General features: G+C 37.7%; 20 protein-coding genes and 2 pseudogenes. 14 read left to right on the forward strand and 8 right to left on the reverse strand.

The window, feature by feature from the left end; genetic code table 11:
- Positions 1-176: 176 nt before the first annotated feature.
- From ESZ39_RS09650 to ESZ39_RS09670, 5 genes are all read left to right on the forward strand, one after another.
- Positions 177-488 (forward strand): serine hydrolase, encoded by a 312-nt coding sequence (locus ESZ39_RS09650; protein ID WP_146879707.1) that lies wholly within the window; start codon positions 177-179, stop codon positions 486-488.
- 321 nt (positions 489-809) lie between these two features.
- Positions 810-1733 carry a VacJ family lipoprotein gene (locus tag ESZ39_RS09655; RefSeq protein WP_146879708.1) on the forward strand — a complete coding sequence of 308 codons (924 nt, stop codon included), beginning with the start codon at positions 810-812 and terminating at the stop codon, positions 1731-1733.
- A complete protein-coding gene (locus tag ESZ39_RS09660; protein WP_146879709.1) occupies positions 1733-4132 on the forward strand; it encodes an efflux RND transporter permease subunit in 2400 nt (799 codons plus the stop codon). Before ESZ39_RS09655 ends, ESZ39_RS09660 begins: the two co-directional genes overlap by 1 nt.
- A 504-nt stretch (positions 4133-4636) precedes the next feature.
- Entirely contained in the window at positions 4637-6526 is a 1890-nt protein-coding gene (locus tag ESZ39_RS09665) for a nitrilase-related carbon-nitrogen hydrolase (protein ID WP_146879710.1), read from the forward strand.
- A gap of 76 nt (positions 6527-6602) precedes the next feature.
- Positions 6603-6800: a CPXCG motif-containing cysteine-rich protein gene (locus tag ESZ39_RS09670; protein WP_146879711.1), complete on the forward strand. Its 198-nt coding sequence runs from the start codon at positions 6603-6605 to the stop codon at positions 6798-6800.
- 288 nt (positions 6801-7088) lie between these two features.
- Here the strand turns inward: ESZ39_RS09670 and ESZ39_RS09675 are convergent, their stop codons facing one another.
- Positions 7089-7994 carry a DMT family transporter gene (locus ESZ39_RS09675; protein ID WP_317615707.1) on the reverse strand — a complete coding sequence of 302 codons (906 nt, stop codon included), beginning with the start codon at positions 7992-7994 and terminating at the stop codon, positions 7089-7091.
- 1172 nt (positions 7995-9166) lie between these two features.
- Here ESZ39_RS09675 and ESZ39_RS09685 point away from each other — a divergent pair.
- A complete protein-coding gene (locus tag ESZ39_RS09685; protein ID WP_146879712.1) occupies positions 9167-9748 on the forward strand; it encodes a DUF3365 domain-containing protein in 582 nt (193 codons plus the stop codon).
- 174 nt (positions 9749-9922) lie between these two features.
- Complete coding sequence (locus tag ESZ39_RS09690) at positions 9923-10999, forward strand: endonuclease/exonuclease/phosphatase family protein (RefSeq protein WP_223270327.1); 1077 nt, start codon at positions 9923-9925, stop codon at positions 10997-10999.
- 427 nt (positions 11000-11426) lie between these two features.
- On the opposite strand, the gene ESZ39_RS09695 is transcribed toward ESZ39_RS09690, so the two are convergent.
- The 5 genes from ESZ39_RS09695 to ESZ39_RS09715 all read right to left on the reverse strand — a co-directional run bounded on the left by ESZ39_RS09695 (position 11427) and on the right by ESZ39_RS09715 (position 16608).
- Positions 11427-12338 (reverse strand): ribose-phosphate diphosphokinase, encoded by a 912-nt coding sequence (locus ESZ39_RS09695; RefSeq protein WP_146879713.1) that lies wholly within the window; start codon positions 12336-12338, stop codon positions 11427-11429.
- Positions 12339-12372: 34 nt separating this feature from the next.
- Entirely contained in the window at positions 12373-13902 is a 1530-nt protein-coding gene (locus ESZ39_RS09700; RefSeq protein WP_146879714.1) for a thymidine phosphorylase family protein, read from the reverse strand.
- A gap of 359 nt (positions 13903-14261) precedes the next feature.
- Complete coding sequence (locus ESZ39_RS09705; RefSeq protein WP_191321746.1) at positions 14262-14714, reverse strand: universal stress protein; 453 nt, start codon at positions 14712-14714, stop codon at positions 14262-14264.
- Positions 14715-14729: 15 nt separating this feature from the next.
- Entirely contained in the window at positions 14730-16118 is a 1389-nt protein-coding gene (locus ESZ39_RS09710) for an MBL fold metallo-hydrolase RNA specificity domain-containing protein (RefSeq protein ID WP_146879716.1), read from the reverse strand.
- Positions 16119-16137: 19 nt separating this feature from the next.
- Positions 16138-16608: a cytochrome C gene (locus ESZ39_RS09715; protein WP_146879717.1), complete on the reverse strand. Its 471-nt coding sequence runs from the start codon at positions 16606-16608 to the stop codon at positions 16138-16140.
- A 1027-nt stretch (positions 16609-17635) separates the two neighbouring features.
- Here ESZ39_RS09715 and ESZ39_RS18010 point away from each other — a divergent pair.
- The 3 genes from ESZ39_RS18010 to ESZ39_RS18235 all read left to right on the forward strand — a co-directional run bounded on the left by ESZ39_RS18010 (position 17636) and on the right by ESZ39_RS18235 (position 18853).
- Positions 17636-17806 (forward strand): hypothetical protein, encoded by a 171-nt coding sequence (locus ESZ39_RS18010; protein ID WP_223270328.1) that lies wholly within the window; start codon positions 17636-17638, stop codon positions 17804-17806.
- A 187-nt stretch (positions 17807-17993) separates the two neighbouring features.
- Positions 17994-18518 (forward strand): CorA family divalent cation transporter, encoded by a 525-nt coding sequence (locus tag ESZ39_RS18230; protein ID WP_262984488.1) that lies wholly within the window; start codon positions 17994-17996, stop codon positions 18516-18518.
- Complete coding sequence (locus ESZ39_RS18235; protein ID WP_262984489.1) at positions 18470-18853, forward strand: CorA family divalent cation transporter; 384 nt, start codon at positions 18470-18472, stop codon at positions 18851-18853. Before ESZ39_RS18230 ends, ESZ39_RS18235 begins: the two co-directional genes overlap by 49 nt.
- 143 nt (positions 18854-18996) lie before the next feature.
- Here the strand turns inward: ESZ39_RS18235 and ESZ39_RS09725 are convergent, their stop codons facing one another.
- Together ESZ39_RS09725 and cls are read right to left on the reverse strand one after the other, a co-directional pair.
- On the reverse strand, positions 18997-19770 hold the full coding sequence (locus ESZ39_RS09725; RefSeq protein WP_146879718.1) for an endonuclease/exonuclease/phosphatase family protein: 774 nt from the start codon (positions 19768-19770) through the stop codon (positions 18997-18999).
- A 49-nt stretch (positions 19771-19819) separates the two neighbouring features.
- Positions 19820-21274 carry a cardiolipin synthase gene (gene cls / locus ESZ39_RS09730; RefSeq protein WP_146879719.1) on the reverse strand — a complete coding sequence of 485 codons (1455 nt, stop codon included), beginning with the start codon at positions 21272-21274 and terminating at the stop codon, positions 19820-19822.
- 61 nt (positions 21275-21335) lie between these two features.
- Here cls and ESZ39_RS09735 point away from each other — a divergent pair, with 61 nt between their 5' ends.
- The 4 genes and pseudogenes from ESZ39_RS09735 to ESZ39_RS09750 all read left to right on the forward strand — a co-directional run.
- Entirely contained in the window at positions 21336-21839 is a 504-nt protein-coding gene (locus ESZ39_RS09735) for a hypothetical protein (protein ID WP_146879720.1), read from the forward strand.
- 374 nt (positions 21840-22213) lie between these two features.
- The gene (locus tag ESZ39_RS18365; protein ID WP_411266873.1) at positions 22214-22345 is read left to right on the forward strand and encodes a hypothetical protein; all 132 of its coding nucleotides are present in this window, start codon (positions 22214-22216) and stop codon (positions 22343-22345) included.
- Positions 22346-22588: 243 nt separating this feature from the next.
- Positions 22589-23049: pseudogene (locus tag ESZ39_RS09745) on the forward strand (F0F1 ATP synthase subunit beta); the annotation flags it as partial.
- 41 nt (positions 23050-23090) lie between these two features.
- Positions 23091-23570, forward strand: a pseudogene (locus ESZ39_RS09750) (permease); the annotation flags it as partial.
- Between the last annotated feature and the right edge of the window lie 15 nt (positions 23571-23585).

Genomic DNA, 23585 nt, shown 5'->3' on the forward strand with positions numbered 1-23585 from the left:
GGCCCGCTTGAAAGCTAACGTACTTATAATATTGTTACTTGGCTTGCCTTTATTTATTGATCATCATAAGCCTTGGGTCAAAACAAATGTTGGATGAAAAATCAGGCTCACTTAAATAAAGTTGCCTTCAAAGTTAAGGCAACTAAATCGGTAGTTAAATTCCACAAGGCAATCCGATGTATAAATTCATTATAATAATACTCTTAACTCTTTCTGCTAGCGTACTTGCTAATAAAGTGACTACTCTAAAAAAACAAACTCACCAAGATATGTTAGCACCTGAAATTAAAACGGTTTGGGGAGAAATATATATGGGCTTGGGTTGGCAAGTTTACAAAAGTGAAGGTGTAAACATTGCTCGGCACCCCGGTAGTATTAGAGGCTATAAATCATTAATTATTACTTACCCTGAAAATAAAGATGCCCTAATATTACTAATTAATACTAATACTAATCCCATTAAGTTATTGCTCACTTGTACTAGTTAAAATAGCTCAAGGCTGTGTTGCTCTCACTCCCAATAGCCAGCTATTGCTCAATCGAGCGCCTTATCTTGAGTTATTTTTCCTGCGCACAACAAGATCACAAACTTAATGGAACTGGTATTATAACTTGGAGTAACAGTTTATATTTCTAACTTGTTTGTAAATAATTAATCAAAGGGATTTTCTGCAAAGGCGGGTAAAATTTTAGTTATGTTTACATCAGCATTTTTTTAACTCAAGCAATTGTGCAAAAAAAAGTGTAAATTTGCTGAGTGCCAATACTGTTTGATGAGCAATACCTTAAAACGTTGAAGAGAATTAATCATGATAAAAATAATAAGAAAAAAAAACGTTAGTCCTAAGCCAGATAAAATCAGCAAAAGCGTATTGCACTATCCATTAATAATATTAATGCTATTAATGGCAATAGGGTGTTCGTCTTCAAGCGATAACTTAGCTGAGCAATCAATTGTTAGTGAAAAATCAGTTATTAGTGAACAGCCCGTCAAAGGCCCTTATGAAATAGCCGCTGAGCAAAACTTACCCAGTGTGATCAGCTATCAGGCACCCGAGGATTCATTACGCTTTATCAATGAGCCTATTTTTAAACTTAACGATACAGTTTATCGTTACGTATTAAGCCCATTAGCGAAGGGCTATGAAAACGTGGTGCCTAAGCCTGTTAATACCAGTATACGTAACTTTTTTTATAATTTACGTGAGCCACTTTATGCGCTAAACCACTTATTACAAGGTGAATTCTCAGCGTCGGGTAAAAGTATTACTCGTGTGTTGCTAAATACCACAGTAGGGCTGCTTGGCTTGTTTGACCCCGCTAATAGTCTGATGGAATTTGAGCGTAATAAAACTACTTTTGGTGATACCCTAGCCACCTATGGTGTTGGGCATGGCGCTTATCTTGTTTTACCTTTGCTTGGTCCGTCTGATTTGCGTGACACGGCCTCATTAACCTTTAACTACTTTGCACATCCTCTTAACTACATTAATGACGAAACACTCGCCCAGCAGTTATTGTTTGTTGATGGTATACAAGCGCAAACCGTTATTTTAGCTAAATATCCTGAGGTTTTGGCCAACGTTGAAAATCCTTATGAGTTTGTGCGTAATTTATATATGCAAAACTTACAGCGTGACGGCCAAGAACGTCGAAACGAAGTTTTTAAAACGGAACAGCAAAAACAGTCTACAACCATGCCCGTTAACAACATTAACCCAGTGGTAGAATAATGATCTTTAAACAAAATTCGACTATTTGGGCTTATATTATTTGTCTTGTTTTTACATTATTGACCGCCGCATTGGCTTGGGAGGCAAAGCATTTTGAAATAGATGCATCGGCTGACACTCTGTTGGTTGATAATAATAAGCATTACATTCTAACCCAGCTGTCTGAACAACGTTACGGCTCTGAAGAGTTTATATTAATTGCATTCAAACCATATAATGGTCAATTGTTTTCAGCCGCCACTCTTAATTCTATCGCTACTATCGGCGGTGAAATAGAAGCAATTCCTCGAGTTAAACAGGTAAAAAGTATTGTTAATGTACCTATTTTTTCCTCGGCAAAAACATTTTCTGCTGACGTTGAGCATTTAACTTGGGAAAAGAAAAAGTTTGATGAAAATACCTTATCGCTGAGTTTAAAAAAACACCCATTATATGAAGGCTTACTGGTTAACGAAGACCAAACCGCGCTGTCATTACAGGTGGTTTTTAAGTCAGAGCAAAAAATAGCGCAAATTAATGACAATATTATTGATATAAAACGTCACTTATTAACCAGAGACCTAACTAAAACAGAGCTTAATGCCCTTAAAGCGTTAAAACAGCAACAACAAGCCTTCAATAAAAAATATGAGCAAACTCGTAGTAATGAAATTGAAAAAATTCGCGCTATTTTACTGCCTTATAAAAAAGACGGCGACTTTTACCTCGGCGGTAATAACTTACTGTCTTATGAGTTAATTCAAATTATTGAGAGTGACTTAGTACTTTTTGGTTCATTAATCATGTTGGTGGTTATTGTGCTGCTGTGGTTTTTGTTTAGACAATTGAGTTGGGTAATATTGCCCATTGTTTGTTGTACAACCAGTGTGGTGATGACTATAGGTTTATTAGCGGCACTTGATTTTAAAGTCACGGTAATTTCAGCTAACGTCTTCGCTCTGCAAATAATTTTGTCATTGGCAATGATCATTCATCTGATTGTTCATTATCAAGAGTTAGTGAGCAAAAACAGTGACTGGTCGCATAAACGGCTAGTATTTTCAACTATTAAACAAAAGATGAAACCCTGTTTTTATGCTGGATTAACTACTGCTATTGGTTTTGGCTCGCTGATATTTAGTGGTGTTCAACCGGTTATTAGTTTCGGTTGGATGATGGTTGTTGCTATGCTGGTAAGCTTTATTGTTAGCTTAGTTTTTTTCCCCGCTTTATTACTGGTGATATTTAATAAACAACATTTTGTAAAACAGCACCACCAAATTGAGCGTGGTATGACAGCAAGCGCAAATTTTGTTAACAACCAACCTAAAAAAATTATTTTTATTTCAGTGCTAGTCACCGCTATTGGCCTATGGGGCTGCCTCAAATTAACTGCTGAAAATAGTTTTTTAAATTACTTTAGTGAATCAACCGACGTTCGAAAAGAGTTAACTTTTATTGATCAACAGTTTGGAGGTTCAACACCATTTGACGTGTTATTTGATATTCCTGATGATCAAATTAAATCAGGTTTAGTTATTTCAGCCAGTACGGTACAAACGGTCACGGCTATTCAGAATATGCTCGCAAAACAGCAAGCCATTGGTGCAATAACCTCAATTGCAGATTTTACTAAAATTGCCCAAGTTGTAAATGGCAAACCGCTAACAGAATATGAACTTACCGCGCTTTATAAAAGTTTAGACCCTAAGTTACAACAAGCGTTATTTGGTGCTTATTTTTCAGCAAAAGACAAGCAAATACGAATTTCAATGCGCGTACAAGACAGCATTAAAGATTTAAACAGAGCTGATTTATTAGCAGATATCCATCAAGAATTATCAGCCATGGGCATCGAAAAAAAACAATATACGCTAACTGGTCTGTTTATTCTTTATCAAGATATATTGTCGCGTTTACTTGATTCGCAAATACTGACCATACTGGTTGTTTACGGCGCGATGGCAATAACACTGATGATTATTTTCTCATCGTTTAAAGTGGCGTTGATTGCCATAGTGCCTAATTTAATTACCACCTCAGTGATTATGGGGATATTAGGTATATTTTCGATTCCTTTAGATTTAATGACTATTACTATTGCTGCTGTTGCTATGGGTATTTCAATGGACGATACCATTCATTATATTCATCGATACTTAGCAGAAATAAAACGGGGACAAGCCAGTAGCGAAGGGTGGGTTAAGCGCACTAATTTATCAGTTGGCTATGCCTTAATATATACCACTACAGTAATTGTTATTGGTTTTGGTACCTTGGTTTTTTCTGATTTTGTACCCAGTATGTTGTTCGGTTTACTAACCAGTATTGCGATGGTGATTGCCTTGGTTACTGACATAACAATTCTCCCAGTATTACTGAAAAAATATTTAGCAAAAAGTAAGCTAAACGAGCCCTAATACCAATCCCATTAATTTATTGCTCAATCGAGCGCCTTACCTTGAGTTATTTTTCCTGCGCACAACAAGATCACAAACTTAATGGAACTGGTATAACATAAGAGCACTGTACTTTTTAGCGCCATGTTTTATTGTTTTTAGCTTATTCACAACTCCCTGTTAAATAGTATTAACGGTATCTGTTATTAGAGTTTTAGTTGCGACACCTTCGGTACTTTAAATGTTGTTATTAATTTATTTGTTCAGCTTTTTTGTGGGTTAAAACTCACTAAGGTAAGTTTTAACCCCAATAGTTTACGGCAGCTAAATAACGGTATAACTATAAATTTGAGTGTATTGCTTATATTTGATTCAATTATATTAAGTTATTACTCACTTGAGCTGTTTTGTCTGCAAACAACAAGCTCAAAAACTTAATGAAAATGGTATAATCCCGCTGATAAAGTATCATGCTGTGACATTACTCAATTAAAAAATCCCCTAGTTACCTGGAAAATATAAATCATGCGAATCGCCGTATCTCAGTTTGCCACCGTTTTAAATGTTCAAGAAAACCTAGCAAGCTGTGTTCGCATGATAAATCAGGCCGCGGTTTGTGAGCCGTCGTTAATCGTTCTGCCTGAATTTTGTAATACTCAGTTTAGTAGTGCCCAGCGTTGTAATAATCAGCCTTCGTACGTTGATCATAATCAAGCATGGCATCAAGCTTTAGCTATTGATGGTGATTTTTTACAACAGATAGCACAGCAAGCGAAAAAGCATCACTGTTATATTATGCTCAACGTAACGCTTCGCCAAGACCTTACTCGCGATCATCAAAACCCAGCAATCAGATCAAATATTAGTGTTACCTCCTGTATTTTTTCACCGTTTGGCGAACTTATTCAGCAAGCCGACAAACAGGCGCTGATAGGGCAGGAAAATGATTTTTTTATTAGCACCAATAAAGTTTCTGCCGTCGTTACCAGCCCTTTTGGACAACTTGGGTTTTTAACCGGTAGCGATGGTGTTACCTTTGCCGTAGCGCGCGCGTTTGCCTTAGGCGGAGCACAATTATTATGTAATTCGCAGAGTTCATTTGCATTAGATCAAAGCCATTTACATGACTTTGCTCGAGCAGGTGAAAATAATATTTTTGTCGCCACAGCAAATAAAATTGGCCCACTCAGACAGCAAGAGCTATCACAAGAACGCTTACAAGGTGACTCACAAGAGCAACAAAAATATGCTTTGGCAGAAAGTGGCGATCTTTTAAAACAAAGTTCAAGGGTTGAAAAATACCCTATGGGCGTTGGGCAAAGCCAAATAGTGTCTCCCAATGGTAAGGTGTTAGCAAAGCTAGATCACAATGAAGAAGGTTTTGTTTTTGCTGACATCGACTTAGCTGAGGCCGGGTTGAGTAAGAAATTGCGTCCTGATGGTACCAAGCTGATAAAACAGCGACGTCCTGATCTTTATCAAGAGCAAAAACTAGCCCTGCAAAAAGTAATTGAAACTGAAACTGAAAAAACACTCAATTATACTGTGCCAGAAACCGCTAATGTTGCGATATTTGCCACCTATAAGTCTAACCAGCAAGCTATTGAAGATGTTTGCCATTACATTGAAAACAACCTCAGTGACATTATTCAACTACCTGAATTATTTTTTATCGCAGATAAAACCATCACCACCAACACTGAGCAACTCAATCAAGTGGCCTGCTTGTGTACTATGCTCATTAAACAAATCAGTGCCGTATTAAGACCTTTTCAATACGTGTGCACGAGTTTAGTTATTGATGGAACGCACCAGGCCGTACTAATAAACGAACAGGGTTTATTTGCAACACAACAACAGTTACACTTTTGTCAAAGATATCAATGGACTGTGCTAGGAGATAAGCTGAAAATTATAGAGCTGCCGTTAGAGCAAGGCGTGATCAAGGTTGCTATGCTAACGGGTGATGATGCGAATATACCTGAAATGGTTAAGCTTGCGGCTTTAAACAATATTCAGGTGTTACTCGTCCCATTCGATATTCAAGAAGCCAGTGAGGTTGAATATAGCTTGTTATCGCGCGCCGCTGAACATAAAATTTGCATTGTTGCGGCTAGTCGTGAGAAAAGCTTTATCGAAGCTGCCCCTGTCGATTCTTCTGGCAATAACCGTGATACAGCGAACGGTAGCACCTCAAACAAAAGAAAAGTAAAACAGCAAAAATCCACAGGACTAATCGCTAATGTATCCGCAGAGTCAGCCTTATTAAGTCCGTGGCAGTCAGATAAATTTAATGGTTATATCAACAAACCGTTGGTTAAGTATCAGCATGGTAAAATCACCAAAGCTGTTATTCATCCATCACTAACGTTAAAAATAAAAACTCAATGTAGTCAGCGTAATATGACTAAGTAAAAACAGTAAAAACAGTAAAAACGAGTAATTATACTTGTTTATTATATTTTTAGAAAAGCCTAGGAGAATGTAAAAATTGAATGAATTAACTAAGCAATCAATAGGGTGTCCTTATTGTGGCGAGACGATTAAAGTGCTCATTGACTCATCTGACATAGAACAACAATACATTGAAGATTGCCAAGTATGCTGCAAGCCAATAAATTTTTTGGTGACTAGCAGTATGAGTGGTGATATTAGCGTTCGTGTATACAGTGAAGATGACGCGTTTTAATCGAGGCAGAAAAATTAGCATAGCTGACACCAGTCGACACCTATGGAGCTATTGATAAAATATTTCAAATCAATAGCTTAAGTTTTTCATTCATCGCTTACTGAGTTTCCATCATAAGTGTCAGTGTGTTTGGCTTGAGTTCTGCCATTATTCACCATGTAAAATCACTTTTACATATTCTTCGCGTTTAGAAATTTTGTTAATTAACACCTCGGTATGACCTTCTTATCTTTACCTTTGTGATGGTACTCAATACTTAATCATAAATAGGGTAAAGCTATTATCGTTTTAAACTATATTTTTCCTGCTTTTTTTTGCAGGCAACTGCACAAAATAATACCGACCGAGTATTACTGTTAAAATACCACCAAGCACTAATGTTGATGATTCAATCAAGCGTAGGGTGATTAATTCACTGGTAAATATAACCCCACCGACAGCAGCAATTATCGGCACCAACAACTGAACAACGGCGGCTTGCGTAACCGACAGTGTTGTTAGTGCAATATACCAAACAAAATATCCGATACCAGAGGCAATAGCACCAGACAATACTGCGAGCAAAAAACCTGTCGAGGTGATATGTGCGTTATCAAAGCCAAAAATCACTAGGGCCAAGACAAAAGGTGCGGTTCTAAGAAAGTTATAAGCGGTATCGCTAAGTGCATTTTTAGATTTTCGTCCTATCAAGGTATAAAACGCCCAAGCCATACCTGAAATACTCATCAGCATAAAGCCTATCAATGATGGTGTGGTTAAACTAGGAATAACTAAATATGCAAAGCCGCTAAAAGCAATAGTTAAACCACACCATTCTGATAAGTGCAGTTTATTACCTGAAAGTACACTGGTCAGTATCATCGTTATTTGCACAGCGCCAAATAAAATAAGCGCTCCAGTGCCGGTATCTAATGAAATATAGCCGTAGGAAAAACTTACCGCGTAAATAAATAACATACTGGCGGCTAGCCAACTTCCCTTCGACTTAATTTCTGTTTTTGCTGGTTTTTTTTTACTTGTTATTTTGATTAACGCTAACAATATAACAATGCCCGAAACCAGTCGTACAACAGTAAAGCTTGCGGCATCAATGGTATTTTCATCCAAGGCTAACCGACATAGCACTGAATTGGCAGCAAAGGCTAAAAGAGCGAACACTGTACTGACAATCATTTTTACAGGCTTTGTATTCAAAAAAATACCTTTTCAGAAAGTAATGCCATATTACCGGCGGATAAAATATGGTTAGCTACACTAACGTTGATAAGTACTTTATCACTCTTGTTGGTTAAAACTAACTATTGATACCATTAAATCAATCAAACATTAGACTTTACTAATGTAGTATGTTCTAATGTATTATATTCTAATGTAGTATGTTCTAATGTAATGTGTTCTAATGTAATATGTATAATCAAGTAAATTGATTAGATAGCATTTATTGTTTTTATTAAACTTGCAGGTAATGGTTATACATAATAAATAAATTACAGCAGTTAATAACTCTGTGTTTTTAAATTGAATGATGAAAAATCTTATTTAATAGTGAGTAAAGCTAATGGTATGCAATCGATATAATAGCTGTCTGTGGATTTCGCAGAAGTCGCAAAATATTCATATTAATAGCAAGGTTTCCGCTCAAGTATATGTCGCTTTTAGAAATAAAAGAGATTTGACCTTGGCGATGCCAAAATTGATTTTACCCTCTGTGCAAATCAATATTCGAGCAGGGCACTTTCCACCAGCGGCAGACAATGGCTTGCAGTATTTAACTTTGCCTATAAATGCCTTTAAGTAGTAAACCACGGTTGAACTCATTCTTATTGTTATTGCAGCAGTACTTATTGGCCTGTGCTTAGGTTTGCTGGGCTCAGGAGGCTCGATTTTAACTGTTCCAGCGTTAATTTATATTGTCGGACAAGATGAAAAAACAGCGATTACAAACTCATTAGCGCTAGAAGGATTGATTGTTCAAAGCATTATTCATAACCAGTTAGGCAACGAAGTAATACCAATTTGATTAATTAAGTGATCACCTTTTTCATGAGGAAAAATGGACAAATACAAGGCATAAAATTTAGTCAGTAGTTATTCACCTTATAAATTTTATAACGCAGTAGTTTTTTATTTTAACCATTAAAAATGAGCAGGTAATTAATCAACTTGGTATAAATACCCTGCGACTATTAAAGGATATTTTGCCGTCTGCAGTTGCCATAGTCATGGCTATTATTATTTAACAACAACGCTAGAGAACAGTCCTGTTGAAGCATAATCAAGTGAAGAAAGTGAGATTATGTAGGCAAAAGTATATAAAAATAGTTTTTAAAACATTATTTTGTAAACAGTAAAACAAAGGAGAGTATATGAATTCAATCAGTATTAATATTGTAGTCACCAGCGTTTTAGTAATGTCACCATTGCTTGTTAATGCCGAGGAAACCCTTCCTATGCAAGATATCCAGCAAGCACGTTCTTTAGTAAAAGCTTTTGGCAGCGATTTAAAATCTGTCTTAATCACAACGATGAAAACAGCTGGTCCTATCAAAGCACTAGAGGTGTGTAATACACAAGCGGGACCTATTGCTGAAAAAAACTCTGCCTTGTCAGCATGGGATATCGCCCGAACTTCACTGAAAGTGCGTAATACCAGCAATGCACCTGATGCTTGGGAAACAACTATTTTGCGCCAGTTTGAAACGCGTAAAGCTGCAGGAGAAAATATAAAAGCTATGGAACATTCTGAGGTAGTGCAAGTAGGTGATAAAACGGTTTTGCGTTATATGAAGGCAATACCTACGGGAGGCTTATGTCTAGCATGCCATGGTAGTAAGTTAGCTGATGATGTAAGTGAGAAAGTTAATAAGTTATATCCAAACGATCAAGCCACAGGTTTTAAGTTGGGTGATATTCGCGGTGCATTTACCTTACAGAAAATAAAGCTTTAGCGATTTCTACAATAGTGATTTATAAATCAGTAGAATAAAAGTTCCCGTCATTTATTTTGCTGGTTTTTAAGTTGATAATTTTAAGAAACGATAGGGTATAATTATTTATCATTTTTTCTTAGAGTTAATATTATCCACCAAGCAGATAAAAAAGTAATAAATCAGCTAGTTTCCTTGGAAGCTGTATCGACATCAGAAGTAAATGCCGAGCTTAAAGTGGCTACTTTCAATTTATTTAATTATCTTGAGCCACCTAATGCTTATTATGATTTTGAGCGTATTTACAGCGCAGAACAATGGCATAAAAAGCAAAAGTGGGTTACTGATTACTTGTGTGAGCATCAACCAGATATTATTGGTTTTCAGGAAGTGTTTAGTACTGAGTCGTTAAAAGCATTAGTCACAGCACAGGGTTATGCTTATTTTGCCGTGGTTGATCAACCACATGTCATTGATGATTTTATTTACCAACGTCCTGTTGTCGCCATAGCGTCTCGTTATCCTATTGTTGATGTGAATGCAGTAAAGCCAAACACTGAACTTGCCGAAAGTTTAGGTTTAGCCAACGACTTTTCTTTTAGCCGAAAAGTTATCAGAGCAACGATTGAAGTACCTCATATCGGCAACTGTGACTGTTATGTGGTGCACTTTAAATCTAAACGTTCAATGCTTGAAATTGATGAGCAAGATAAAAAACGCTCCGCAGAAAAAACCATTATTGATAGCCTAAAAGCACAAGTAGCCGGTGGTTGGGGTTCAACCATACAGCGTGGCAGCGAAGCAACGTTATTAATGATTGATATGATTGAACGACGAGAGGCAACGGCTAACCCTATGATATTAATGGGTGACTTTAATAACACCTTAGCTGATGGTGTGTTAAGTCATTTACTTACCAACAGCTTACGTTTTGTTTCTGCCATTGACCGTGATGCTTACCTTGCCAAATATTGTTTAAACGACGCTTGGGATTTATTTCAAGTAGCACAAACTAATGACAGCCATGAAACTAACCTAGTTAATCAAGCAGAAAAAGTAACGCGTATCCCAACTCATTACTTTGGCGCTGGCAGCTCGGTACTCGATTATATTTTATTATCCTGTGAATTTGACGCTAGTTATCACGACAGTCTTTATCAAGTCAGCGCTTATCACACCTATGATCGACATTTAATTAACCCTATTTTTGAACGTGATGGCGAAAGTACCGATCATGGCATTGTGTTAGTGACATTAACTTTAAGATCATAAGGTTTTAAGGATATAGGGCTGTAGGGTGTTTTTCTGCAAAAAAGTACTTATAGTTTGCTGTTTATAGAGCCTGTAACCAGGGCTGTTACAGGCTCTTATTTTCTATTTGTCGGTTATATTAAGACCTATAAAGCCATGGTTTAAGGCTAGATCATCATCTGTATCCCCCTAGAGAGACACTGTGTTGGCTCAATGTAGGCTGAACTTTAGTCCATCAAGTTAAATGAAATTTAACCGTTTTCGCATAAATACCCATCGAAAAAGAATATTTGCTAGCAACATTTGTTGGCAATATTAGTTGGCCCATCGGGTTAATTGGTGGCTAAACGGTTGACGGACTGAAGTCCGACCTACAAAAAATCGCTTAACGCGGCATTAGCATCTGTAGACGTTATTTGGACACTATGTTGGTTCAATATCGTTTGCTTCAGTCCTTAATATTTATTGTTGTTAAGTGTTTTGATACTGTTTCAACAATACTAAAGGCATTGGTACTGTGCAGTACACTGTTTGAGCTCCAAATGTTAGTCACGCCCATATCCTTTAGCCTTGCGATGGCGTTATCAACAAAAAAGGCATGGGTCACTATAATTGAAATACTCAAGGGGGCTTGTTGTTGTATTTGTTTAACGGCTTGTTCTAGGGTTTTTCCTGTGCTGGCAATGTCATCTACAATGATAACGTCTCGATTGGTTAAGCTAACGGCCTTGATGTTATTTTTATCATGCGTGTTCAATGTGACAGCAACGTCTTTATCACCAAAACGCGCTTTTGTCGCAATAGTATAATTCCACAGGTGCGGTTGAGCGATAGCCTTAACCCATTGTTCAGACTCTTCATCAGGGCCAATAAGTACCGGTTGACTAAAATGTTGTTGTAAAAATGCAGACATAGCATTCGTGGCGTGCAAAGCGCAGGCTTGGCTAATGGGAATGGCTTCACTGAGCTTATTGATGCGGTGTAAATGAGGATCGATAGTGATAACGCTATCAAAATAGGCAGCGAGCAAGTTGCCAATAATTTTTTGACTAACCGCTTCTCCAGGATTAAAAGCAATATCTTGGCGCATATAACATAAGTAGGGCGCTACTAAGGTTATATGTTTAACTCCCTGATTTCTCGCGGCTGTTGCCGTTATGATCAATTCAGTAAGTTTTGCATTGGGGTTATTTAATGTCCGGCAAATAATAATCTGCTGTGGTAGCGTTGTCGGCAGTGTCACCTTGGTTTCACCATCAGGAAATTGATGCAATGCTACCTTTTTAAACGCCGCCGATAAACTTTTAGCTAGCTGCTGAGCAGGTAATAAATAATCGTCAAAGCCTAGTATTAAGGTCATTGTTACTCCTAAGGGTTAATATTCAAGGGTACTATTAAATAAAGTAGTTATCGTCTGTCGATGGGGGATTTTTCGCTATAACATAAGCGTTGTTCTCATGAGCAAATTGTGTCGAAAATTCAAAATCACTTTTAAAGCAGGCGTATATAATAAAAAGTGTGTCACCTTTTTTGACTTTATCGCCTACTTTTTTAATCAGATCAACACCAGCATATTTCTCTATCGGGGCACCGGCCAAGCTGGCTATATGGGCGATATTTAAGTTGTTTATGGCGTCAACATAGCCACTTTTGCTCGCGATCATTACATACTCTAATGGGGCTTTACCTTGTCTTTTTGGCTGTGCCCCTTGTGCCAGGATAATGGCTTGCATTTTTTCAAAAGCTCGGCCAGATTCCAAAATATCTCGGGCAATGTTGTAACCTTGTCCACCTCTAACATCGGGATCAAACTCTAAAATTCTACCGGCTAAACGTAAAGACTTTTCCCGTAAATCACTGGGCGCATTTTTGTTGTTACTTAACACTTGCTGTACATCCCTTGCTTCTAGAGCTGGGCCGATACCATTGCCAATGGGTTGAGAGCCATCACTAATAACCACATCGATATGCAAACCAAAGAGATCGCCAATATATTCAAATAATTTTCTTAACGCCAATGCTGCTTGATTATTGTGAATTTTAGCGGATGGTCCTACGGGTATATCAATGAGTAGGTGCGTTGAGCCCGCCGCTATTTTTTTCGATAAGATAGAGGCAACCAATTGCCCGGTTGAGTCCATTGATAAAGGCCGTTCTACCGATATTAAAATATCATCAACAGGCGCTAGCCTTGCCGTGCCACCCCAGGTCAACATGCCACGGTTTTGGTGTACTACCTCTTGCATTTGTTCAATACTAAGTTCTACCTTAGCTAGCACTTCCATAGTGTCGGCGGTACCCGCAGGTGAGGTAATCGCTCGGCTAGAGGTTTTAGGCATTAACATGCCGTGTGCCGCCACGATCGGCATCACTATCATGGTTGTGCGATTGCCAGGAATACCGCCAATACAATGTTTATCGACAACGATAGTTTCGCCCCAGTTTAAGACTTCGCCGGTATCAACCATGGCTTTCGTTAAAAACAAGACTTCTTGTCGCTCTAAACCATTATGGCTGCAGGCGACTAAAAATGCGGCAATTTCCATTTTTGAATAACGGTTTTCTAAAATATCTTGGCAGATAAGGTGAAACTCATCTTTTTTCAGCGATTCACCGGCAATTTTTCTATGTACGGCTTTAAGCGAGATGGGTGGTTTAGCGGGCGCGATTCTTACGTCAACTCCCTGTTCTTTGTCTAATTGTTTAAAGGCTTGGGTACTTAAACCAAGCTCATTAATATCAACAATAGTGCAGTCATCAACAATGTTTAACACCGCCAGTACCGGACTACCATTACCTGATATGTAAATTTCTATTTTCATTAACGCCTGAAAACCCTCAGTGCGATAGAGTGGGCAATCGCGGTGCAAGTAGGCAACATTTTCTTTAAATGTGTCAATGGCTACAGCTTTTAGTTTTAACATAAGGTGAAAAGTCCTCTTCACTAAGTTAGTCGTTAGGGTGTATTTTTACTGGTCAGGCAACCCCATGGATTAATTTATTTTGTCTTTATTTTAGGTTGGGCTTGAGCTAGTCCATCATGTTAACTGTCTATTTACGGCATAAATACAACCTACAACAACCTATGGTGAACATCCATTTTCCTCAGGTCAAAATACAATTAATTAAAATCGTCTTAGCTGATTGAAGGGGATCGGGTATATATTTCGTGGCGCTTGATCAGGGTTAAAGCTACAAATTGATTATTGCAGCTTTATCAACCCAGCATTTTTTAATTTCAAAATGCTGAGTTCAGCAACCGGAAAACTAAATTATGATAGGGTTATTCATTATAACGTACCGCTAATACATCACATTTTGCGCCGTGTAAAATAGCATTTGCGGTAGAGCCTAATAATAATCGCAAACCATGCACGCCATGGCTGCCAGTTATAATTAAATCAACTTTATGGTGCTTAGCAAAGGCTAATATTTCCTCACTAGTTTGTCCTACGGGTATATGTACGTTTCGTTCAGGAATATTAAGCCTTTTAACCAAAGATAACAGCACCTCCTTGGCGCGGTCTTGAAATATTTGTGTTGTACTAATACTGTCTGAAGCGTCAAGGTTAGGCACAACGCCGTGTACACCGCCATAGTAGATGTTAGCTATTGGCTCTATTACGTGAATAATGCTCAGTTTAGCTTGAGTCAGTTGCTGCAACTTTTCGACCTTATCTTCAATATAACTTTTAGTTTCATTTAGTTCTGTTGCAAATAAAATATGTTTATACATAAATTTCTCCATTCTTTAGATAATAATATTCTGCTTATAGCTGGCTTGCACGACATTAGCTTGGCATTGATGTTTTAATTTTTCTGCCAATACGCTCATGGCTTCTTCCTCGCCATGAACGAGTACTACCGGCGGTTTATTTTCAAAACCTTGATACCAATCCAATAAGCCTTGTTGGTCAGCATGGGCTGAAAAACCGCCAATGGTGTGAACTTTGGCATTAACTTGTACCTTTTCACCCCATAAATTAATATTTTCAGTGCCATCAACAAGCGACCGGCCTAAGGTACCTCTGGCTTGAAATCCGACAATAATTACGTGGGCATTTTTGCGCCAAATGTTATGTTTAAAATGATGTTTAATTCGCCCACCTGTGCACATACCACTACCGGCAATAATAATTGCACCTGAGTTGATTTGATTGATTTTCATTGAATATTCAGTTGTTTCTGACATGTGCAGGTTAGGTAAATCAAAGATACCTTTATGATTTTTTTCAACATCCACCGCTTTTTCATCATAAACTTCACTGTGTTTGGCATATACTTTGGTGGCTTTTATCCCCATAGGACTATCGAGAAAAATTTGCCAATCACCTAGTTGCCACTCTTCAAAGTGTTGTATAAATTCATAGAGTAACTCTTGCGTTCTACCAACGGTAAAAGCAGGTATTAATATATTGCCTTTGCTACTTTTAGCATGGGCAATAATCTCACCCATTTCTTGCCAAGTATCCTGCCAACTACGATGGAGTCGGTCTCCATAAGTACTTTCCATTATCACGAGATCAGCATGCTTAACTTGAAAAGGATCACGTAAAATAGGGGCATTTTTATGGCCTAAATCGCCACTAAAAACGATTTTTTTGCTTTCGCCGTTTTCAGTTAGCATTAATTCAACAATGGCTGAACCAACAATATGGCCTGCATCTCTGAGGGTGAGTTTAACGCCTGAACAAATTTCCAGCTCTTTATCATAGTTAAGCCCTTGAAAATACTGTAATGTTCTGGTCGCTTCTTCGGTGGTGTAAAGCGGTTCTATTAATGCTAAGCCTTTACGTTCACGCTTTTTGTTTTCCCAGCGTGCCTCTTTTTCATGGATATAACCAGAATCAACCAGCATAATTTCACATAAATCTGCCGTCGCATTGTGGGTATAAATTTTGCCATGATAACCTTCTTTGATCAGCATGGGTAAACGCCCCGTGTGATCAAGGTGAGCGTGACTAACAATCACGGCATCAAGTTGGGCAACATCAAACGGAAAGGGGTCACTATTGTGTCGCTCATGATTTTTAGAACCTTGTAACATGCCACATTCAAGTAATATGTTTTTATGATTAACTTGTATCAAATAGCACGAACCAGTAACTTCTCCGGTGGCGCCAAAAAATTTAATATTCATTGGTAAACTCCAGTCATACTTATTTTGGATAATATTGATACTTGGTGTGTTGATAAGGCACTAATTGGTAATTTGGTTGTAAAAAAGATACTAAATCAATAAGTTCAGTGACGGTCATTACATCATTAAAAATCTTCATTTTTGATTTACCATCCACAGTTTTTGCCATGGACAAATATGGGCTAGCAAATTTATGCGAAGGATTAATGACAGAAGTGACTAATTCTGCATAAGTAACGACTTCGGTTTTATTGCCGCCAATAGTAATGGCTATCGTTGGATTTTTTTCAATGTTTTTTTCTGCAATATCAATATCTTCAACACTGTTAAGTGTGTGGCAAGCTGAACATTTAAACTTTAAAAATACTTTTTTTCCTGAGTCAATATTGCCTTTAGGTAAACTAAATCCTCTTGGAGAATCAACGCCTTTGCTACAACTCAGTAACGTTAATGTTATTATGGTAAGTAAAGTGAGCAAGGTATATTTCATTATTATTCCTTAATTTTTTGTTGATTTAACTGAACCACTTATTTATTCCATTATCCATTCAATTATTTCCAGAACATCTGTAAATACCGTCATTGTAAATACCACGTCTTATAACAACTCAAGTAGTATGTCTGTGCTGCGACCACCGCACGATGTAAAAACTACTGTACTATGAAAATTTACCAACAGTTTGTCCCGTCAACATCAGCTAAAGATCACTTATTAATCTAATTACACTTAGCTTGGCAGGTAGTTTGTCAGGTAGCACTAATTTATAAGGACCAATATTGATTAAGATCAATATTGGTTTAATTGGTAGGTAGTTAAGCCCAATATTGAGCGAGTATTGACAAGGGTAAATGCAAAAATAATTTGGCTGTTTAGACCTGTTTATCAGGTGTTTCTTAATAAGGTTTTGTTAGCCTATAGGGATAATTTTAACATTTTATTACAGAGCTGATCCCTGTTGAACCGAGTTTAAGGGTTAAGTTCATTTGGTTGTTAGGCATAGCTAAAGACAGTAAAGCTAATGATTTTTCAGCAAAAAAAACAAATGGTTATTTTTTTATTGCAGTAACACGTAACTATAATTCTATCAAATTATGTTCTATAGAAAACAGGAGTAACGATACAAGCAGTACACACTAGTTTATTATGCCAATTTGATCACTTAATTAATCAACTTGGTATTAGTAGGTAAAGTAGTACCGGCAAAGATTTTAACTACTATGACTAAATTTGTTGATACTTAGAGATTTTCAAACAGTTATCTAGAAAGTTTTCTTGGGGCATAAAGCTTATATCAAATAGTAGATAAGGCCTAAAATATTGTCGAAATTACCATGAAATGGTTAGAAAATTAAATTTTCTTCATTGTCATTGATCGCTACAAATTATTAGTATTCGTACTAGTATGATTATAGGTTGGTGCGTCTAAAGCCTGTTAAGCCTTAGGTGTGTTTGGCAAAATATGTGCTAGATTTTTCATAATATGGATTGATTATTTCGATAGGCATAAGAAATGAATATGACTAAAAAATCACGTAATAGTAAAAATAGCACTACTAAGGTTGTTATCGGTAAGCCTAACAAAGGCATTAATTTATTTGGCTCTACGTTGGGTCTGTCTGGAGTCAGGAGCAAAAATCGCCAGTACCGAGTTAAACCAGGAGCCTTACCTAGTATTGAACATATTTAGTATTGAACATATTGCCGATGCTTCTGTTCCCTAAGTACCAGACAGTATTTTTATTAGCTATATTGACTATTGCGCTAACCAATTAAAAACCGGTAAAGTTAGTGATCTTGACGAATTTATCGCCCAACCACTGCTTGATTGGGTAGCGGTTAGATGGATCAACATCAGTCCACCGCATCCTTATGTTATCAATCAATTTAGGCAATATTTCGAGTTTCACACGCTAGCAGCAGAAGACGTTATGCATATTCCTCAACGTCCTAGAGTAGAGCTGTTTGACGACCATCTGTTTGTGGTGATGCGTATGATGCAATTGATTCAAGCTGAACCTAACAACATCAATAACACAGCAACGATTAAGGCGCTAGATTCTGAGCAAGTCAGCCTTTTTCTTTATGATAATGTCTTGATCACCTTTCAGGAAAAGCGGGGCGATGTCTGGCAACCTATCCGAGATTGGCTGCAAAAAGATAACGTGCGCATCCGTAAAAATGGAACAGATTATCTGCTCTATGCATTGCTTGATGCTATCGTTGATCATTGCTTTCCAGTGCTTGAACAATATGGTGATGTGCTTGAAGAACTTGAACAGGTTACGCTGGATAACCCCATGGAACTGGTATTAAACAGCAACTTGCCCTATTGCGACGCATTGTTTGGCCGATGCGTGAAGTTGTCGATCAACTCTATCGTGAGGAGGATGGTCGCATGAGTAATGCAACCAAGCCTTATTTACGTGATGTCTATGAACACACGATTCAAATTGTTGAGGTTATAGAGTCCTATCGTGAAATGGCGAGCAGTCTGACCGATTTATATATGTCTGCAGTGTCAAATCGTATGAACGAAATAATGAAGGTATTAACTATTATGGCCTCAGTATTTATTCCATTAACCTTTCTCGTGGGTGTTTACGGGATGAACTTCCAATATATGCCGGAATTGACTTGGCGCTGGGCTTATCCAGCAATATGGGGTGTTTTTATTTTGCTTACTACCGCGATGGTACTTTATTTTTGGCATAAAGGCTGGATTGGGGGAAATTAGTGGCGATTACCAGCACACTATTTATTGCTAAATAGGATTAAATATTAATGTCTATGTTAAATCGCGATATTTGAGTAGCTAAACATGATTTATAACATTGCTCATACAAGAGAGGTTTCGTAATAAACGAGGTTAAAACCAAGTTATTTTACTGTTGTTGGCTTTACGGCCTGTAATGACAAGCTGATAGGGTAGTGATCAGAAGAGTGAATATGTGTATGTACGTGCGCATCGACAACCATTAATCCGCGACAGTAAATATGATCAAGGTGCTGAAATAAATGCTTTAGCCTTGGCTGACGGTTCATTTTGACTTCTTCTAACGAAAACAACGTGGTGAGCTGATTAAAATATTTTAACCTTTTACTATTCCAGGTATTAAAATCGCCGGCTATTAATATGGGCCCATCATGATGTTCAAGCGTTTGAAACACTTGATCTAAATGTGTTTTGAACTTTTGGAAAGTAACAAAGTTGATAATATGGGCATTGACCACAAGCAATGACTGCCCAAAGGTATGTAATGGATATACGCTTGCCAACAACATTTTTTTTGTTTTAGATATCGGTTCGCTGTGCTCAGATGCGGAACAATAATGTGTTTGTGCCGCAACAGTTGAGCCGGTCTTAACACCTGTTTCTATGTTGGTTCTTATGTTTTTAAAACTACGCGCCATAATCCACTGATGTTGCAATGATGCTTTAAAATGGCTGTCAAAGGGTGAATTGATAATAGCTTCTTGCAGGAGAATTAAATTTTTGTCGCGCATTAGTGTTATAAAGTCGTCTTGCCAGCCTTTTTTTCTACATTTAAAAACATTCCACATTAATATCTCTATGTTTGGTCCCAGCATCTGTTTAGCAGCGTGGCCCATAATTTTCAGCGATTCAACTTTGCTATATCGACCTTTAATCATGAAAAAAACCTCTTTAATAAAGCTTATAATTGCTAGGCTTTGGTTCTAGCTACAGATAGGGCGAAAACAAACGAAATAAGTTGTTTCGAATTGTCTTGTAGATTGGCAAACTATTAATTTTACTTGCATTAACTGACTTAGCATTCTGTTTTTTTAAGACAAAAAATGCAGTCAATTTTGCATTGAGATTTGCATTATAGCATTCTAGGTTGATTTCAAAGTTGAGTTCTAGACTTCTAGCATCCCAGTTGCTGGAGCCTATAAACGACCAAATATCATCAATGATAACAATTTTACTGTGGTCAAAAGGCCTTTGGTTTTGGTATATCTTTATACCGTGTTTTATTATTCTTGAAAAATTTGCTGCCATTACCCAGTCTATAAAAATAATGTCGCTGTGCTGGGGCACAATAATTTCGACTGACACGCCACGTAATGCGGCGGCGTGCAGAGAGGTCATTAATGTTTGGTCTGGGATAAAATAGGGTGTCATTATTTTTACACTTGTTTTTGCGCAAGCTAAGGCATTAATTAATGTCCACCTGACCCTGTTATGGTGTTCATCGGGCCCATCTTGTATGACTCGAGCAACAACAGCATTGCCATTTTTATGCTCATCAGTGTTGGGCCGCCAGTATGGAAACTCAATTAGTTCACCGGTGGAAAAAAACCAATCCTCAATGAAGACCTGACTAATCTGGTCAATCACTGGACCGGTAACTTTAAAATGAATATCATCAATGGGGTGTGTTGCCGCTTTAATAATGTTGTTTTTGCTGATATTTATTCCCCCCATATAGGCTATTTCACCATCTATACAAAGTGTTTTTCGGTGATTTCTTAGGTTAATAAAGCGAAAGCTAGTAAGAGAAGTAGCGGGTAAAAAACGAGCTGTTTTTACTCCCATTTTTTGTAAAGCTCGGTCTACTTTTTGCCAGCTATAGCCAACACCAATCCCGTCCAGTAGAACGTTTACTGTTACACCGCGTTGATGCGCTCGAGCTAAAGCGTTAACAAATTGGTGACCCAGTGAATCGTCAGCAAATATATAGCTCGATAAAACAATATAATGCTTAGCGTCATCAATAGACTGGATCATGGCTGGGTAAGCTGTATCGCCATTAATTAGCGCTTCAACAGTGTTATTAGCAAGGTAATTAATTGGGTGTATAGTATGAGCCGCAATAATGGCTGAATGCCAACTTTTGGGTAACTGGTGAAATTTAATGGTTTTTTCTGTTGAACAAAAGTCTTGTTTAAGTGTTAAAGGATGTTTTTTTTGTGCTAAACGCTGAATACGATTTATGCCAAACAACCAATAAAATAGGCTTCCGATAACAGGCGAAAGTATCACAAGACCAATCCAAGCCAGTGATGTGCGTTCGTTTTCTTTGAACAGAAGTACATGTATCGATGTTATAAAAGATAAGCTAATATGGAAAATAACTATGATGGTTACCCAATGGATGGTGAGCCATTGAACCAATTCTTCAAATATTTGCATAACGCCCAACTCAAATAATGCGCTGTTAAATCAGCTGCTCAATTAATGACGGAAAACCAAAGTGCTTAAAGAATATTACAACCAAATGGCAAGTTATTTAATGGGAACTTTTGACGCCAATTTTATACTCTTAACTATGTTGTTAACGACAGCCGCTTCAATTGTTTATTTCATCATGATAAGTTACATGATTACACAAATGGACTCACGATACTTTGTCCGTAACCACTTAGTTTCTGAAAACCTGGCTCATAAAAAACAACGTGAAAAAAATAATGCTGCTGATGATACGCGTCTAAATTCGCGCGTAATACCTATGAATCGCAGTCTACGCTTGATGATCAACCTAGTGAAAGTCATTGTTGGGCTGTTCTTACTAATCTGTGGGTTGGTGATGTTAGTTTTACCGGGTCAAGGTTTACTCACAATGTTAATGGGACTGAGCTTGATACCGTTTCCAGGTAAAAACAAGCTTGAACAAACTATTCTTGCACGTAAGTCGGTTAGGTTTTCCCTCAATTGGATTCGAATGAAAGCCAATAAAAAGCCTTTTATCTTTTATTAAACGCCGATAAATTTATTAATGTTTCAACTGTATTGCAACATAAGCAATGAGGGTAAATATTCAATAACGGCGTACTCGCTTGAGCAATAGCCAGCTATTAGCAATGAAGACAATGATTTTATTACCAATGTTATTACCCGTTTTATGGTCTCTGCAGAGCATTTCAAAAACTTACATAGTTTAACGAGTATAAAACAATAAACGCGTAAAAAAGTCAGCTAACCGACAGATTAACTTAGCGTAGCTTTTATTGAGCTAACGCAAAGAACTATCAAAAATACTATCCTATAATAATTTTACCAAGTACTTAGTATTAACAGACAGCTGTTGAGTATGTCGTTATTTGTATGAAAATTTGTTATAAGGAGTTCAATATGATTCAACTTATAAAGGTAATTGATGTCCTAATGCCACTTGAGCGTGGTGGTAAAGCAGGCTTGTTTGGCGGTGCGGGTGTTGGCAACACGGTATTGCTGACAGAAATGATCCACAACATGGTTGGCTAAAATTCGGGGGCAGCATTTTGTTTGGCATTGGTGAACGTTGTCGAGAAGGTGAAGAACTCTACCGTGAGATGAAAACTGCTGGCGTGTTATACCAGTTCCATTAAGTTTGTGATCTTGTTGTGCGCAGGAAAAATAATTCAAGGTAAGGCGCTCGATTGAGCAATAGCTGGCTATTGGGAGTGAGAGCAACACAGCCTTGAGCTATTTTAACCATTAAAAATGAGCAGGTAATTAATTAACTTGGTATTATATAATATGGTGATGGTGTCTAGCCAAATGAATGAGCCACCAGGAGCTCGTTTTCGGGTTGGTCATGTGGCGTTAACTATGGCGGAGTATTTTTGTAATGATGAACATCGCGATTTTTTGTTATTAATTGAAATATATTTCGCTTTATTCAGGCGGGTATAGAAGTGTCTGGTTTGATCGAGCACATGCCGGCACAGCTCGGTTACCAGCCAACCATGGGTACCGAGTTGTCACAACTCGAAGAGCGTATTGTCAATACTGGCAGTGGAGCGATTACCTCAATTCAAGCGGTGTATGTACCGGCGGATGACTTTACTGGCCCTGCCGCAGTGCATACCTTTTCACACTTATCGGCCTCAATTGTGTTATCGCGAAAACGCGCCAGTGAAGGACTATATCTGGCTATCGATCCGTTGTAATCTAATTCAAAAATGGCTACTCCTGGCATTATTGGTTAGCGACACTATGACTTAGCACAAAAAATACGCAGTACCTTGGCGCAATAACACCATTTTGCTCTTGTTCAAGCATTCCGGTATTTTTAGGTTTTACTTCTGCAGGTATACCTGTGGGAATAACAATGTCATTTCTCATTACATTACCGCTGATTAATGAAGTAGCCATATTATTATTACTCAGTTTACTAGGCTGAAAGTTTACTGTGCTTTACGTTGTTATGGGTATGTCGGTCGGTATCTTAGGGAGCGTTTTTCTTGATACCATTAAAGCGGAGCGTTGGTTACAATCTTTTGCTGCAAAAGCGTTAGCGCAAGGCAAAAACGCTTCTACAGAAAAAGCCAAACGAGCAAAAGTCTTATCCCTAAAAGAAAGAGATAATTTTGCCAAACAAGAAATGGTCGAAATATTTTTTCGTGTATGGAAATGGGTCATCATCGGTGTTGGTTTAGGCTCTGCTTTACATAGTTTTGTACCTGACGGTTGGATTCAAGCACATTTAGTTGATGGTCAGTGGTGGCGGTAGTATGCCTTT

The sequence above is a fragment of the Colwellia sp. C1TZA3 genome, from assembly GCF_007954265.1.
Taxonomy (GTDB): Bacteria; Pseudomonadota; Gammaproteobacteria; order Enterobacterales; family Alteromonadaceae; genus Cognaticolwellia.